Raw genomic sequence first — 13,302 nt, forward strand, 5'->3', positions numbered from 1 at the left:
GAGATTCCTTCTTTCTTTATGCGTTTCGTAACGCTTCAATCGGCTGCAAGGCGGACGCCTTACGGGCCGGGATATATCCAAAGATGACACCGATCACGACTGAAAACCCGAGTGCCAAAACGACGGTCGAACTAGCCAACGTGAACGGGACACCCATGACGACGGTCAAACCGAAGGCAAGGAGTGCGCCGACCACTACACCGACCAACCCACCGAGGACGGACAAGAGCACCGATTCAAACAAGAACTGCTGGCGAATTTTCGCCGGTGTCGCGCCTAATGCTTTTCGTAAGCCGATCTCACTCGTCCGCTCCGTCACCGAGACGAGCATCATGTTCATGATGCCGATACCGCCAACGAGTAGCGAGATGGACGCGATGCCGATGAGCAGCATGCTGAGCAAGGCGTTGATTTGGTCGATGGACGCGAGGGCGTCTTCAAAGCTCGTGACGGTAAACGCGTCCCGACCGTTAAATGCGGTCGTCAACTGCTGCGTCAATTCATCACTTACTGTCTCAGATTGTCCTGATTCCGTGTACAGGTCAAACGTCGAAATCGTATTCACATGAAACTGGTGAAGCGCGGTCGTCACCGGAATGACAATCGTCTCGTCCGTCGACATCGAAAACTCTGAAGACGGGGCGAGCGTGCCGACTACGATGTAACGGATCCCGCCAATAGTGATCGTCTCACCGATTGGCGACGTGGTCGGGAACGATTCCTTCACAATCGTATCGCCGATTACGGCGACGCGCGTCCGCTCCGAGATGTCCACTGGCGTGATGCCACGCCCGGAAGCGAGTGTCGAATCCGAGAAGAACGCGTCACTCTTCCCAAGGACGCTCTGTTCGGTCGTTTGACCGCCCAAATAGACGCCTGCTTGATGACTTGTCGTAGGCGATAACGACTCGACGCCGTCAATCGCTTCGAGACGTTCTACTTCGATTACGCTGATGCCATTCTTCGTCGCATCTTCGATTTGGACACTCATCCGGTCCGCCCCGAACGTCGCGACTTCTTCATTGATTGAGGACGTGACACCTGAGATGACCGTCATGAGTGTGATGATGGACGCCGTCCCGATGACAATTCCAAGAATCGTCAAGAAAGAGCGCATCTTATGACTGATCACCGTCAGCCAAGCCATACGTATATTTTCTCGAATCATCGTCGTTCCTCCTTCTCGATACGGCCATCCCGAACGTAGACGATGCGCGTCGCTTCTTTGGCGATGTCGAGGTCATGTGTGATCATGATGATCGTCTTCCCTTCCGCATGCAATTCATGAAACAAGTTCAGAATTTGACGTCCGTTCGTCTGATCGAGCGCCCCGGTCGGCTCATCGGCGAGCAGTAGAGACGGATTTGTCACGAGCGCCCGAGCGATGGCGACACGTTGTTGTTGCCCACCCGACAGTTGATTCGGGTAATGGTTCTGTTTATCGCCGAGCCCGACACGCGTCAACACCTGGTGCGTCCGGTCTTTTCGTTCCGACTTCGACAGCCGTTGATAGATGAGCGGTAACTCGACGTTTTCGCTTGCCGTCAATCGCGGCAGTAAGTTGAACTGTTGAAAGATGAACCCGATCTGCTGATTGCGGAACGCCGACAATTCGGTCTCGGATAACCCGGTCACGTCACGGTCGCCAAAGCTGTAGCGACCGCTCGTGTATCCGTCCAGACAACCGAGAATGTTCATAAGCGTTGATTTCCCCGAACCAGACGGCCCGAGGATGGCGACGAACTCGCCGTCGTGAACCGTCAAATCGATCCCGTTCAACACGATTTGTTCGTTTCCACCCGCCCCGTACGCTTTCGTCAAATCGGTGACTTCAATGAGTGCGCTCATTGTCCTCCTCCGATCTGTGGTGGCATGATGCCTCCAGCTGTCGCCTCATCCATTAAGAGGACGCTATCTTCGTCTAATCCGTCTTTAATCTCAACGCGGCTGCCGTCGCTGATGCCGAGCTCGACTTGCCGTTTCACCGGACCATCCGTGCCCTCGACGTACACGTAGGCGTCGCCTTCTTCAAACGTGATGCTGTCGAGTGATAGCGTCTCTGCTTCTTCGACACGTTCGACGACAATCGAGCCTTCGAGCGTCATCCCGTTTCGTAATCCGTCCGTTTCAGGCAACGTGACGTTCATCGCATAACGTGCTGACGAGCCCGGAGTCGTCAATGCTTCCGCTTCATCGGCAATCGATTCGACCGTTCCTTCGAGTTCAGTGTCCAATGCGTTCGCATAGATCGTCAGCGCATCACCTTCCTCGACTTTCCCTAAATCCCGCTCGTCGATCAACAGTCGTCCGGTCGCATCTTCTCCGACAGTCGTCACCTGACCGGCAAACGTATAGACGTTCTCAATCGTCTCCGTCGCCACTTGCTCTGACTTATATTCGACCGATTGCGGCATCAAGAAAATGCCAGCTCCTAACGCGATGGCCAGGGCACCGCCACCTAATCCCCACTTCAGTTTTTTGTTCATCTGTCAATTCCTCCTTTTGGTTGTACCTCAAGGATAAACAGAAGTTATAAACAAAGTGTGAACGGATAAATTTACAAATAATTGAAACTATCATGCTAGTAAATGCGTATATCGAATTAATCCACATCAACCTCGGAGGTATATATGCATCAAATCACGAGTTATTTCTTTCTGTACGCAAAAATCGTCCTTACGGATAAAGTGCCATTTCTTTTAACGATGGGACTCCCGCTCGGTGTCGCCCTCCTGTACAGTCCACCAAATATCGGTACGATGACGTCTGCCGAATACGCCACGTATTTGTCGTACTTTTGGGTGTACATCATCTTGGCGACTTATTTGAACGGGATTGCGCTCGAACTCGCACGAATGCGCGAATACGGTCTCATGAAGACGTACGTCATGATCTCCGGCAACAAATATACATACATGTTGGCCATCTTATTGGCCCAGCTCTTGTTTGCCGCAATCAGTCTCCTACTGTTCACAGTTGTCGTCACGCTCGTCCACGGTCATTTCACTTTCGGTTTGCTCGCGAGCCCAATCCTGCTGTTGCTCGGCAGCTTTCCGTTCGCGCTCGGGAGTGTCGTCTTGACGCTTCTACCGGTGAAAGTATCAAGTTTGATGAAATTTGCGAACATTCTTGCTTATCCGCTGTTCCTTTTAGCCGTCAAACAGCCAGATGTCTGGTTCGGTTATGCCAATCCGTTTTATGCCCTACTTCAACTGTCGCTTGCCGTCGTTCATGGTGTCACGCAAGTCGACGTCTCGTTTAACCTGATTACGACACTTCTCTCTCTTGTCGGTTACGTCATCGTCGGCCTGTTCGCGATGAATCACTTCAACCTCGTCTCATCTGTCACACGCTAGGAGGAAATGATGAACATTCAAAACTTGACCTACTCTTATCCGAAAGCAACACGTCCCGTGCTCGACGACGTCTCATTCACGCTACATCCGAATAAACTGAACGTCTTGATTGGCCTGAACGGGGCCGGGAAGACGACGTTGTTTGACTGTATGACAAGGACGCTCCCAGTCGACCGGGCCTCGCTACAACTCGTGCCATCGTCTGACATGCTGTATTTAACGCAACAGATTTTGTATCACAACGAATTAACGGGAAAAGATCTCACGTACTTCATCGGACGACTTACAAAGCGGCCTGACTTCAAGCGACTAGCGACTTATGTCAACGGACTCACGACCGCCCGGGAACAAGAGCTGTTCGAGCATCTGTGGAAGATGAAGCTCGGCAAAATGTCGGTCGGAGAACGCAAGTGGCTATTCGTGACATTGCTCGCCTCGGTCAAACGATCGCTCTACTTGTTCGACGAACCGACGAGCGGCGTCGATCCGGCGTCACGCATCAACATCATGCGCCATTTACAGCGACTCGTAAAAGACGGTCGGACGTGCCTCATCTCGACGCACCAACTGCATGACTTATCCCAGCTGGAGTCCCATGTCATCTTCCTCCATGAAGGTCGTGTCCTGTATGAAGGAGATTTCCGAGACTGGTTGCGCGCGTCCGGGACGACCGACCCCGACGAGGCGTTCGTGAAGATGGTCGAAGGCATTCAAGATGATGTGGCGGTGACAACGTGAATGACTCGTTTTGGGAAAAACACCGCTTCAAGTTTTATACAGCTGGTATGGTCATCTGTGGCTGTTTAGTCGGTATGTTTTCATAAGAAAACCCAGCCTCTGACGAATCAGAAGCTGGGTTTTAGTCTTCCATCCAGCGATAGACAACCATAAAACCAATCCACGTTGCACAAAACGTCAGAACGATGTTAATCAGTTGCCACATTCCATCTGTGAGGTGCATTTATTTATCTCCTTCTAGTTAAACCGATTCTTCGACGCATCGCGATGCGCCGTCCGCAACTCATGGTTCGTCACGTGCTCCGGGTCAATCAGTTCAAGCTTCCGGTTCACCCACACCGACAAGAAAATAAATGGGATGAACAAGGCGAGAAGCATTCCCGCGAAGACGAGGAGCGAGCCTTCAATCGACCAGGCGATGGCGATAAAGATACCCAGCAAGATGACATTGGCGAGCACGATGCCGAATTCGAGACGGACGAACTTTTGATAGCGCGCCTCGTCGTTAAAGGTGAGCAGTAAGTTCATCCGGTGCCAGGCCCGATATAAACTCGGCAACTGGGTCGCCATGATGATGACGGCGAACGTCGCCACTTTAATGTCTTGCGTGAAAATGAAGTAAAAGGCGACCCCTAAAATTGCGAACGTGAGCAATAGCGCCGTCCGGTTCACGTTGCGGTCGTTCTCGACCATTTGTTTCAGTCGTTCTTGTTTTTCCACCATAGTCACTGCCTCCATCAAACGTTCTTTCATTTTTTGCGTTCACGTTGCACCTTGCTGAGTTCAATTCCTGTCACATGTTGCGGGTCAATCGTTTTCAACTCACGGTCGATCCGGAAACCGAGCGTCATGAACGTGATGAGTCCGACAATAATGACGATGATAAATGTAAGCAATGTGATCCATCCAAGCATCGAACTCGTAATCAATAGCAGGAGAAACACGAGATTCCCGACAGCCAAACCAAATTCGGACCGTACTTTTTGTTGATAACGGACAGCGTCGTTGAAAGTAAGCAACAACTTCATGCGGTGCCAGCTTTTATAGAGCATCGGGAACTGTCCGACCAAGATGATCGGCAACAGCAACAAAACCTCCGTTGTCATGAAATAAACGATGAACAGTGCAATGAACCCGAATGTCGGATACAGCGTCTGTTTTTGTCGCTTCTGGTCATTTTCAATCATTCGTTCAAGTCTTACCGTATGGTCAACCATCAAATCCCCCTCATTAAATCTCATTACCTTTTTTTACGAAAGAGAACAGCAAATAGTTTCACTCGACTCAAATATCGTTGTCGAGAATGTACATCGTCTCTTCGTAACGTTGTTTACTATAGGCGTCGTCTTGCCTGTGGAGCGTCTCAAAAAATGCTTCGAACAGTTGTTGATTTAAAGGCTTCCGTCGAATGATGACTTCTTGAATGACGCTTGTCGCCGTATCTCGTAACAGCTCGTGATCCATCCATGTTAACAGTTCACGAACGAGTTCGTTCGCTCCGAGCGAGTCCACTTCATTGAACCAAACAACCGCACCGTGCAGTTTCTCTTTCGGTTCTTCGCTATAAAGCAGACGTCGTGCATCGTCCAAGAGTGACTGCCTCTGCTTCACTTCAGCGACCGGTTCTGGAATCATTTCTGCATGTACTCCCATGTCGACCGTCGTGAGCGCTTCGCTAAATTGACTGAACGAGTCGAACAAGACATCAATCTCTTCCGTATCCGTATCGATATAGGCAATCTTTGGCGTCGCTCCTTCACGGTAATCGAACACGAGGAAGAAATGTCCATCGCCTGCGAAGGCGATTAACTGGTCATCCTCGACACCCCATTCCGTCAACAAGGCTCTCGATTCGATTAACCCTTTGTGACTCCCGACCCCAGAAATTGAATCGACGAGGGCGATGTCATCTTGTCCATTCCATACAATCGGCAAATCGCGCTGTTCGACATATCCCCCGTTTTGGATACGAATCGCCTGGAGATAATCGTCCGGCAGTTTCACCCCAAGGCGCCCTTCCACTTCAATCAATACGTCGTCCGTTAATACGGGCAACCGGTTCGGGTCGTCCGGTATATCGTTCCAAATGATCATTGTTCTCCTGCTTTCTTCATTCGTCTGTATTGGCGAATGTCTTGATTCGTCACATGCTCTGGGTCAATCTTTTTGAGTCGCTCATTCACCCACCATTCAAAATATAGGAATGGTAAAACGATTAGCGTACCAAGCAATGAATACGTTACGTTTTGAAAGTTTTGAATGACTGTGCCCCAAACAAATATAGCGAGCCCGATTACCGTCATGAAGATGAATAAAAAGTTGATTCGAACATATCGGCGATACAGCTTATCCGAACTAAAGCGGAGCAATAGCTTCATCCGCGACCAGCCCCATAAGACCAGTGCTGCGTAAATGACTACAAAGGCCGCGAACACTTGAACGTTCGTCAACGTATACCGACTATGAAGATAGAATGAGCTTAAGATGATGACGGCGACTAGCAGACCAAACAAACGAATCGATACTTGTTCAAGTCGCATCAATTGAAGCAAGCGATTTGTATGCTCGACCATCACTTCTCGTCCCATTTCCGTTTCATCTGCTCCCGCTTCGTCAGCCCGAACAGACTGTCGACGACGTGCTCGTCATCGATGCGGAGCAATCGTTTGTCGATCAACGTCGCAGCCAGTAAATGGACGACCAATATGCTGACAGCCACGCTGCTGAGCGTCGATAGTTCAAAGAAGTTTAATTCATGTCCTATCATTAAACCGAACATGCCCCATAACATTGCGATGTCCCCAATCCCTTTTACTCGAATCAATCCTTGATACGCACGATTGTCATTGAACGACAGCTGCGTGCGCGTCTTTCTCCAGGACATATAGCTAAACGGCACCGCAATAGTCGTGACAAACAGAAACATCGCACTATGAGTTAGCGAAAAATTCCCATAAAACCATAGTCCTGCGGCTAAACCAATCAGACCGATTCGAAGCGCCGTGCCCATGCTAGACTGCTTTTCAGCCAATCCATATAGTTCTTCAGTCCGTTCTTTCCGTGTAATCATCCAATCTCCCCCTTTGAAACCAAATCCATCCATGACGCGTATATACAACAAGCATACCAATTATTAGGAGGGATTTCGATGGATATCCTCATTTTAGCCGTCTTGCTCGGCATCGTCGGTTTTATTGTGACTCGTTCCTATACTTTATATCCGTCATCGTTCGAGGAACGCTCACTCATTCAACCGAACGCCTCGCACACGACAAAATGCCCGCATTGCCAAACCGTCGTGAGACGGCAGGAACACGGGCAAACTTGTACGAACTGTCGTAAATCATTCTGAAGATCAACCTACTTGTTTTACCTGCTGGCGCGCGGTTATTTTCTTCCCACTCAACTGGAACAACAGCACCCCGCCGACGATCAATACGATGCCAAGCGCCGTCTTCCACGTGAACGGAATCGCCTCAAGTCCGAACCAGCCGAGCGTATCCCACAGCAAAGCGAACAAGATTTGCGACACCATCACGATCGAGATGGCGTAACTCGGACCGAGCTGCTGGACGCTTTGCGTCACGCTCATGACGACACCGACACCGATGATGCCGCTGAACCAGTACCACGTCTCCATGTCACGAAAATCAAACAAACCGCCGCCTTCACTGATCAATCCGATGAAGAGCGAGGCGAGAAAACCAAGTGCGAGGACGAGCGTCGTCGTCGCCCAAGCCCCGACCCGTTGTTTCACGTTGGCGTTGAACGTATTTTGTACACAGACGAGCATGCCGCCCATGACCGCGAGCATCATTCCAAGTGCCATTGTCGTTCCCCCTCACTCATAAATACTCTCCCCTGCGGCAGCGATTAACCCGGCGCGATCGATGATTGCGATCGACCGACGATCCCGTTCGATCAATCCTTGTTCGACGAAGCGTTTGAGCGTCCGATTGACATGGCGATAACTCGTCCCGATCAAGTCAGCGATATCGGTCAACTCATCGACCGTCGACCCGAGCGCACGCTCGTCCGGCGTCATCGACAGCAAGTAGCTCGCGAGCCGGACGTCGACCGGGTAAAACAAGTTGAAACTCATCGACTGCGACTTCAACTCGAACTTTCTCGTGATCTCTTCTAGCAGGTAATGGAGCCACGCCACATCGTCCGCCGCGTGCCGGGCTAAATCGTCGAACCGGATGACGAGCATCTCGACCGATGTGACCGCCTCGACCGTATTTAAATATGGCGTCCGGCGCACGTATTCGATGTCACCGATCAAATCGAACGGACGTTTGAACGACAGTACGAGGCGTTTGCCAGTTGCCGACGTATGCGCCACGCGAATCTTGCCTTTGACGAGAAAATGAAGGTGGTGCGCGTCGTCACCTTGGGCGCAAATCGTCGCACCTGGCTCGTAACGGACGAGCGTGAAATGTTCGTGTGTCGCTTGTGGCAAGACTTGTAACTCTTGTTGCGTCAAATACTGTTCTAGCATCCGGTCCCCTCCTACCATTTCAACAAGATGATGCCGGCGACCATCATGGCGACACCGAGCAATTGTGACACGTTCAACTCTCGGCGTACCATCCCGAACCAGCCGCGCCAATCGATGACGAGCGCGAGGGCGAGCTGCGCAATCAGAAACAAGGAGATTGTCAACGTGACGCCGAGCTGATGGACGGCTGTCATGTTGCTGAACAAGATGAGAGCTGCGAACGCGCCACCCGACAAATAGAGCGGGTGCACGTGTCGCATCTGTTTATACGTCCGGTCACGCACAGCCAGCATGACGAGCAGCGCCACGATGAAGCCGGTCATTTGCGTCAATGTCGCGGCTTGCCACGTGCCGATCTGTGAACTGATTCGTGCGTTGGCGACGCTTTGCAACGTTAAAAAGAAACCGCCGCTGATGGCGAACAAGACTCCGCGCATCGTATCCCCTCCTTTATATTATGACAAGCGGATCATCATGATGCCGAGCACCATGACGAGCAAACTGACGAGTTGAATCCCGGTCACTGGATTTTTGGCCGCACCGAACCAACCGAACCGGTCGATCAGCAAACTTCCGCATAGTAAACCGACAATGACGATGACGACGGCGATGCCGGTCCCGACCATCGGGACAATCAAGACGTTCCCGCCGATAAAGAGCGCGCCGATGATCCCGCCAAGCCAAATCCACCACGGTTGTCCCGATAGCCCGCGCCATTCAACGCTCGGCCGGAGGATGAGTAAGATGAGGAGAAGTGCGACGATTCCGACGACAAACGAGACGAGCGCGCCTTTTAGCGCAGACTCGAGCACAGTCCCTAAATAGCCGTTGATGGCGGTCTGCATCGCACTCATCATCCCGGTCCCGATTCCGAGTAAACGCCAGACGTTCAAGTTACCGGTCTCCACCCGGTTCGCGATGACAAATTTCCCACGTCGGCGATTGATCCAGTCTGTGAGTGCGACCGTCCCGACGACCCCTAGTAAAACAAGCAAGGCCCCAAACACGCGCCACGGTTTGAGGACGCTCACGGTCGAATTGAACCAACCGAAGTGATCGATTAACAGCCCCATCACGATCTGTCCAAAGATCGGCATGATGACCGTCTGGACGCTGCCGAGCCGTGGGAACAAGAGGATGTTCCCCGTTAAAAAAATAACCCCTAACAAACCGCCCGACCATATCCAGATCGGCTGTTGCTGAAAGATTGATGAGTCGAACCCGAATCCTTGTCCAGAGACAAGAAGGATGAGCGATAAAAAGATCGTCCCGACCGCGAATGATAGGAACGAAGCGACAAACGGTGACCCGACGATCGAACGCAGACGCGAGTTCACGCTCGTCTGTATCGGTAGTAAGATGCCGATCACGAGTCCAATAATAATGGCTAACATATTTCGTTTCCTCGATTCTATGATGTAGTGCAAGTTATTATCTCAATGTACATCTCACTCATCCAAAGTATAAAGGACCGATGTCCTGAGTATAAAAAAAGAACCTTACATGGCGTAAGGTTCACTTCATCCCAGATATATTGTACCCTTCGATGATGTACTTTTGGAAAATCATGAAGATGATGATGATCGGCACGACCATAAATGTGGCCCCGGCCATCTGTAACGCATAGTTCCCACCGTGCTGCCCTTGGAGGAGCGCAAGTCCGACAGACAGCGTGTAAAGCGCTTCGTCGTTAGCGATAATAAGCGGCCATAAGAAGCTGTTCCAGGCCCCGATGAACGTTAAGATCCCTTGTACAGCCAAAATCGGTTTTGACATCGGCAAGACGATTGAGAAGAAAATCCGAAACTCACTCGCTCCATCCAAGCGGGCCGCTTCTAACATTTCTTCTGGAATCGTCGTCATGAACTGCCGGAACAAGAAGACCCCGAACGCCCCGACGAGACCGGGGAGGACAATCCCCGTCATCGTGTTCGTAAGACCCATTTGATTGAGCATCAAATAAACTGGAATCATCGTAACCTGACCCGGGATCATCATTGTCGCCAAGACACCGATGAACAGGACGTTACTTCCCTTAAATTTATGCTTCGCAAACGCATAACCGGCCATTGCTGTGAGCAATAAACCGAAAAATGATGCAAGCACGATCAACAACGTATTCTTCAAATACGTCAAAAAGTTTAAATTTACGAATAAATCGATGTAATGCTCGAACGTCACGTTTTCCGGTAAGATTGTCAACGGTAGCGACAAGATTTCCGCATCCGTTTTAAAGGACGAGATCACCATCCAGAAGAACGGCAACATGAAGGCGATGCCAAGGACGGTCAAAACGAGCGCGACGAACAACTGCGACAGCTTGGCTTTTCGTTTATGGTTTAAGTCGGGAAGTGGCGAGAATTTCTCCCGCTTCACATTCACGGCAACCGGTTTTTCGTTTGGAATCATGAATGTCCCTCCTTAATAGTTATTCTCGCTCTTTTGAAGACGGAACTGAATGAGTGTCACCGTGATGATCAAAATGAACAGTACGACGGACCCGGCAGCCGCATAACCGAAGTTACTAAGCTGGAAACCGTTGTTGTAAATAAAGAGTGCGAGCGACGTCGTCGAATTGAGCGGTCCACCCTCGGTCATGATGAGCGGTTCTTCGAAGAACTGGATCCAGCCGATCAGCGTCGTGACCGTCACGAAGAAAATCGCGTAACGGAGCAACGGGATTGTGATCTTGAACATTTGCTGGAACGTACTCGCTCCATCTAACGCTGCCGCTTCATAGTACGTGCGTGGAATCCCTTGAAGCGCCGCTAGGAAAATAATCATGTTGATTCCGACTGCACGCCATACAGCGAGCATGATCAACGATAGCTTAGCGATAAACGGGTCTTGGAGCCAAGGTACGTCTGGAAGGCCGACTGTGTTTAATAGGAAGTTGAAGAGGCCGTACTGCGGATTAAACAAGAAGCCCCAGACGACGGCGACCGCAACGACGTTCGTGATCGACGGCATATAAAAGACGACACGGAACCATTCGAAGACTTTGCCAGTCCCGAAATTGATCGACATCGCAATCGCGAGCGAGAGACCGATGACAATCGGTACCCCAATGACGACATAAACGACCGTATTCAATAGCGCTTGAATGAACACTTCATCTTTGAAGATTTCGATGTAGTTGGTGAGCCCGATCCATTCGATGTTTGCCCAGTTCGCAATCCCCGCCAAATCCATGTCTGTAAAACTCATGAAAAACGCGATGAATAACGGCATGATTGAGAACATGAGTAACAAGAGAACGGTCGGAGCGACGAGCAAATATGGCGCTCGATCATTAAGAAATTGTTTCATAAGGTTCTCCTTTAATAAAACGAGAGGGGGTGTACCCCTCCGTTTATTTTAAAATCGACTTCGCTTTTTCTTGGAACACCTTAGCTTCATCTTCTACAGTAGCCGCACCGCGATACATCTTCTCAAAACTCTGCAAGTACGTTTGCGCTACTTTTTCCCACGTTGTCATCATCGGCATCGGCTCTGCTGCTTCCATTTGCTCACCGAACGTTTTGAGTTTCTCATCGTTTTTGAGCGTCTCATTCTCTGCCCATGTCGCTTTCGTCGATGGAAGTGACTTCGTCATCTCCATCCACTCTGTCTGTGTTTCTGGTTTACTCATATAGGCGATGAATTTCGCAGCTTCGTCTTTCTTCTCACTGCTCTCAAAAATACTCAAGTTCGATCCACCAAGGAACGAGATATTGTTTTCTTTCGCTGGAAGGACGGCTGTACCCCACTTATCTTCAATGTCCGGCATTTGGTCATTGATGATGTTGATCATCCACGGTCCACTGATGAACATCGGCACGTTCGGTTCCTCGGCCCCAAACGCTTGAACGACATCAAGCCCTAAATCGATTGGCGCATATCCTTCTGTGAAGTAATTAGTTAAGTACTCTGCGCTTTCAATGAATTCCGGTTGATCAAAGAGCGGTTCTTGATCTTCTGTCAACAGCTCTGAACCGTTTTGACGAGCGAACATGAACGATAGCATTTGGTCGTTCGTGTCCAACGTGATCCCGTACATGTCTTCCCCGTCACGAGCCGCTAGTTTTTTCGAAGCGTCTTCTAATTCATCCCATGTTTTCGGTGCTTCCGGGTAACCTACTTTTTCAAGCGCGTCTTTCCGGTAATAAAGAACGCGTGTGTCGACATACCACGGTGCTCCGTAAAGGCCGTCCTCGAATTGAACCGTTTCAACCGATCCTTCATAGAAGTTCGATGGATCGAGCTCCGGGTAATCTTTTACAAGGTCTTTCATATCTGCGAGTGCTCCCGCTTCTACGAATTCAGGCATCCAAGACGTTCCCATTTGAACGACATCCGGACCATTTTTCGAAGCGACCGCAGTCAACAGTTTATCGTGCGCCGTGTCCCAAGGGATCGCCTGTACTTTGACGTTGACACCTTCATTCTCTTTTTCATACTGTTCTGCTAGTTTCGGTAAAGCTTTTCCTTCTTCGCCCATCGCCCAGACCGTGATTGTATTCGCGTCATCGCCGCTCGATCCAGAAGAACATCCCGCCAACACACCTGAAATGATTACCGTGCCCGCTACCGCTGCTAACCCTAATTTCTTCATCTGAATTCCTCCGTTTCTCGATAATCGAAACGTTTCGATTATCATGTAAAAAAATAATGTTTATACAAAGGTTTACTGCAAAATCAACAGGTTAAACGTTTCTATAAACATTA

The 13,302-nt window shown here is 50.2% G+C and carries 18 protein-coding genes; 3 read left to right on the plus strand and 15 right to left on the minus strand.

Annotated features, from left to right (window positions below; genetic code table 11):
- Positions 1–16: 16 nt before the first annotated feature.
- From EVJ29_RS12590 to EVJ29_RS12600, 3 genes are read right to left on the minus strand one after another with little or no spacing between them, the layout of a single operon-like run.
- The gene (locus tag EVJ29_RS12590; protein ID WP_236633540.1) at positions 17–1,168 is read right to left on the minus strand and encodes an ABC transporter permease; all 1,152 of its coding nucleotides are present in this window, start codon (positions 1,166–1,168) and stop codon (positions 17–19) included.
- The gene (locus tag EVJ29_RS12595; RefSeq protein ID WP_131505174.1) at positions 1,165–1,848 is read right to left on the minus strand and encodes an ABC transporter ATP-binding protein; all 684 of its coding nucleotides are present in this window, start codon (positions 1,846–1,848) and stop codon (positions 1,165–1,167) included. The genes EVJ29_RS12590 and EVJ29_RS12595 overlap by 4 nt, the downstream gene beginning before the upstream one ends.
- Positions 1,845–2,486 (minus strand): efflux RND transporter periplasmic adaptor subunit, encoded by a 642-nt coding sequence (locus tag EVJ29_RS12600; protein WP_071398966.1) that lies wholly within the window; start codon positions 2,484–2,486, stop codon positions 1,845–1,847. The genes EVJ29_RS12595 and EVJ29_RS12600 overlap by 4 nt, the downstream gene beginning before the upstream one ends.
- Positions 2,487–2,630: 144 nt before the next feature.
- On the opposite strand from EVJ29_RS12600, the gene EVJ29_RS12605 reads away from it, so the two are divergent.
- Positions 2,631–3,356, plus strand: coding sequence for a hypothetical protein (locus tag EVJ29_RS12605; RefSeq protein WP_131505175.1), 726 nt, complete (start codon positions 2,631–2,633; stop codon positions 3,354–3,356).
- A gap of 9 nt (positions 3,357–3,365) precedes the next feature.
- A complete protein-coding gene (locus EVJ29_RS12610; RefSeq protein WP_131490719.1) occupies positions 3,366–4,094 on the plus strand; it encodes an AAA family ATPase in 729 nt (242 codons plus the stop codon).
- 237 nt (positions 4,095–4,331) lie between these two features.
- Here the strand turns inward: EVJ29_RS12610 and EVJ29_RS12615 are convergent, their stop codons facing one another.
- The 5 genes from EVJ29_RS12615 to EVJ29_RS12635 all read right to left on the minus strand — a co-directional run bounded on the left by EVJ29_RS12615 (position 4,332) and on the right by EVJ29_RS12635 (position 7,164).
- Entirely contained in the window at positions 4,332–4,817 is a 486-nt protein-coding gene (locus tag EVJ29_RS12615) for a hypothetical protein (protein ID WP_131505176.1), read from the minus strand.
- Positions 4,818–4,843: 26 nt separating this feature from the next.
- Entirely contained in the window at positions 4,844–5,311 is a 468-nt protein-coding gene (locus EVJ29_RS12620) for a hypothetical protein (protein ID WP_131466281.1), read from the minus strand.
- 67 nt (positions 5,312–5,378) lie between these two features.
- Complete coding sequence (locus tag EVJ29_RS12625) at positions 5,379–6,188, minus strand: SMI1/KNR4 family protein (RefSeq protein WP_070329053.1); 810 nt, start codon at positions 6,186–6,188, stop codon at positions 5,379–5,381.
- Positions 6,185–6,682: a hypothetical protein gene (locus EVJ29_RS12630; protein ID WP_131505177.1), complete on the minus strand. Its 498-nt coding sequence runs from the start codon at positions 6,680–6,682 to the stop codon at positions 6,185–6,187. The genes EVJ29_RS12625 and EVJ29_RS12630 overlap by 4 nt, the downstream gene beginning before the upstream one ends.
- Positions 6,667–7,164 (minus strand): hypothetical protein, encoded by a 498-nt coding sequence (locus EVJ29_RS12635; RefSeq protein WP_071398977.1) that lies wholly within the window; start codon positions 7,162–7,164, stop codon positions 6,667–6,669. Before EVJ29_RS12635 ends, EVJ29_RS12630 begins: the two co-directional genes overlap by 16 nt.
- A gap of 78 nt (positions 7,165–7,242) precedes the next feature.
- On the opposite strand from EVJ29_RS12635, the gene EVJ29_RS12640 reads away from it, so the two are divergent.
- Positions 7,243–7,446, plus strand: coding sequence for a hypothetical protein (locus EVJ29_RS12640; RefSeq protein ID WP_071398978.1), 204 nt, complete (start codon positions 7,243–7,245; stop codon positions 7,444–7,446).
- Positions 7,447–7,449: 3 nt separating this feature from the next.
- Here EVJ29_RS12640 and EVJ29_RS12645 read toward each other — a convergent pair whose 3' ends face one another.
- From EVJ29_RS12645 to EVJ29_RS12675, 7 genes are all read right to left on the minus strand, one after another.
- Entirely contained in the window at positions 7,450–7,923 is a 474-nt protein-coding gene (locus EVJ29_RS12645) for a DMT family transporter (RefSeq protein WP_131505178.1), read from the minus strand.
- Positions 7,924–7,935: 12 nt separating this feature from the next.
- Positions 7,936–8,595 carry a Crp/Fnr family transcriptional regulator gene (locus tag EVJ29_RS12650; protein WP_131505179.1) on the minus strand — a complete coding sequence of 220 codons (660 nt, stop codon included), beginning with the start codon at positions 8,593–8,595 and terminating at the stop codon, positions 7,936–7,938.
- An 11-nt stretch (positions 8,596–8,606) separates the two neighbouring features.
- A complete protein-coding gene (locus tag EVJ29_RS12655; RefSeq protein ID WP_016510013.1) occupies positions 8,607–9,032 on the minus strand; it encodes a DMT family transporter in 426 nt (141 codons plus the stop codon).
- A gap of 18 nt (positions 9,033–9,050) precedes the next feature.
- Positions 9,051–9,989, minus strand: a complete 939-nt coding sequence (locus EVJ29_RS12660) for a DMT family transporter (RefSeq protein WP_131505180.1) — start codon at positions 9,987–9,989, stop codon at positions 9,051–9,053.
- Positions 9,990–10,110: 121 nt separating this feature from the next.
- Positions 10,111–11,004 (minus strand): carbohydrate ABC transporter permease, encoded by an 894-nt coding sequence (locus EVJ29_RS12665; RefSeq protein WP_131466293.1) that lies wholly within the window; start codon positions 11,002–11,004, stop codon positions 10,111–10,113.
- Between the two features lie 12 nt (positions 11,005–11,016).
- Positions 11,017–11,904: a carbohydrate ABC transporter permease gene (locus tag EVJ29_RS12670; RefSeq protein ID WP_131466295.1), complete on the minus strand. Its 888-nt coding sequence runs from the start codon at positions 11,902–11,904 to the stop codon at positions 11,017–11,019.
- 43 nt (positions 11,905–11,947) lie between these two features.
- Positions 11,948–13,189: a sugar ABC transporter substrate-binding protein gene (locus EVJ29_RS12675; RefSeq protein WP_131466297.1), complete on the minus strand. Its 1,242-nt coding sequence runs from the start codon at positions 13,187–13,189 to the stop codon at positions 11,948–11,950.
- Positions 13,190–13,302 lie beyond the last annotated feature (113 nt).

Source organism: Exiguobacterium sp. SH4S7, assembly GCF_004336795.1.
In the GTDB taxonomy this organism is placed as follows: Bacteria; Bacillota; Bacilli; order Exiguobacteriales; family Exiguobacteriaceae; genus Exiguobacterium; species Exiguobacterium aurantiacum_A.

What these genes read in the sequence shown, in the direction of transcription:
- EVJ29_RS12590 (WP_236633540.1), bottom strand. Translation starts at nt 1,168, where the DNA reads ATGATTCGAGAAAATATACGTATGGCTTGGCTGACGGTGATCAGTCAT.
- EVJ29_RS12595 (WP_131505174.1), bottom strand. Translation starts at nt 1,848, where the DNA reads ATGAGCGCACTCATTGAAGTCACCGATTTGACGAAAGCGTACGGGGCG.
- EVJ29_RS12600 (WP_071398966.1), bottom strand. Translation starts at nt 2,486, where the DNA reads ATGAACAAAAAACTGAAGTGGGGATTAGGTGGCGGTGCCCTGGCCATC.
- EVJ29_RS12605 (WP_131505175.1), top strand. Translation starts at nt 2,631, where the DNA reads ATGCATCAAATCACGAGTTATTTCTTTCTGTACGCAAAAATCGTCCTT.
- EVJ29_RS12610 (WP_131490719.1), top strand. Translation starts at nt 3,366, where the DNA reads ATGAACATTCAAAACTTGACCTACTCTTATCCGAAAGCAACACGTCCC.
- EVJ29_RS12615 (WP_131505176.1), bottom strand. Translation starts at nt 4,817, where the DNA reads ATGGTGGAAAAACAAGAACGACTGAAACAAATGGTCGAGAACGACCGC.
- EVJ29_RS12620 (WP_131466281.1), bottom strand. Translation starts at nt 5,311, where the DNA reads ATGGTTGACCATACGGTAAGACTTGAACGAATGATTGAAAATGACCAG.
- EVJ29_RS12625 (WP_070329053.1), bottom strand. Translation starts at nt 6,188, where the DNA reads ATGATCATTTGGAACGATATACCGGACGACCCGAACCGGTTGCCCGTA.
- EVJ29_RS12630 (WP_131505177.1), bottom strand. Translation starts at nt 6,682, where the DNA reads ATGGGACGAGAAGTGATGGTCGAGCATACAAATCGCTTGCTTCAATTG.
- EVJ29_RS12635 (WP_071398977.1), bottom strand. Translation starts at nt 7,164, where the DNA reads ATGATTACACGGAAAGAACGGACTGAAGAACTATATGGATTGGCTGAA.
- EVJ29_RS12640 (WP_071398978.1), top strand. Translation starts at nt 7,243, where the DNA reads ATGGATATCCTCATTTTAGCCGTCTTGCTCGGCATCGTCGGTTTTATT.
- EVJ29_RS12645 (WP_131505178.1), bottom strand. Translation starts at nt 7,923, where the DNA reads ATGGCACTTGGAATGATGCTCGCGGTCATGGGCGGCATGCTCGTCTGT.
- EVJ29_RS12650 (WP_131505179.1), bottom strand. Translation starts at nt 8,595, where the DNA reads ATGCTAGAACAGTATTTGACGCAACAAGAGTTACAAGTCTTGCCACAA.
- EVJ29_RS12655 (WP_016510013.1), bottom strand. Translation starts at nt 9,032, where the DNA reads ATGCGCGGAGTCTTGTTCGCCATCAGCGGCGGTTTCTTTTTAACGTTG.
- EVJ29_RS12660 (WP_131505180.1), bottom strand. Translation starts at nt 9,989, where the DNA reads ATGTTAGCCATTATTATTGGACTCGTGATCGGCATCTTACTACCGATA.
- EVJ29_RS12665 (WP_131466293.1), bottom strand. Translation starts at nt 11,004, where the DNA reads ATGATTCCAAACGAAAAACCGGTTGCCGTGAATGTGAAGCGGGAGAAA.
- EVJ29_RS12670 (WP_131466295.1), bottom strand. Translation starts at nt 11,904, where the DNA reads ATGAAACAATTTCTTAATGATCGAGCGCCATATTTGCTCGTCGCTCCG.
- EVJ29_RS12675 (WP_131466297.1), bottom strand. Translation starts at nt 13,189, where the DNA reads ATGAAGAAATTAGGGTTAGCAGCGGTAGCGGGCACGGTAATCATTTCA.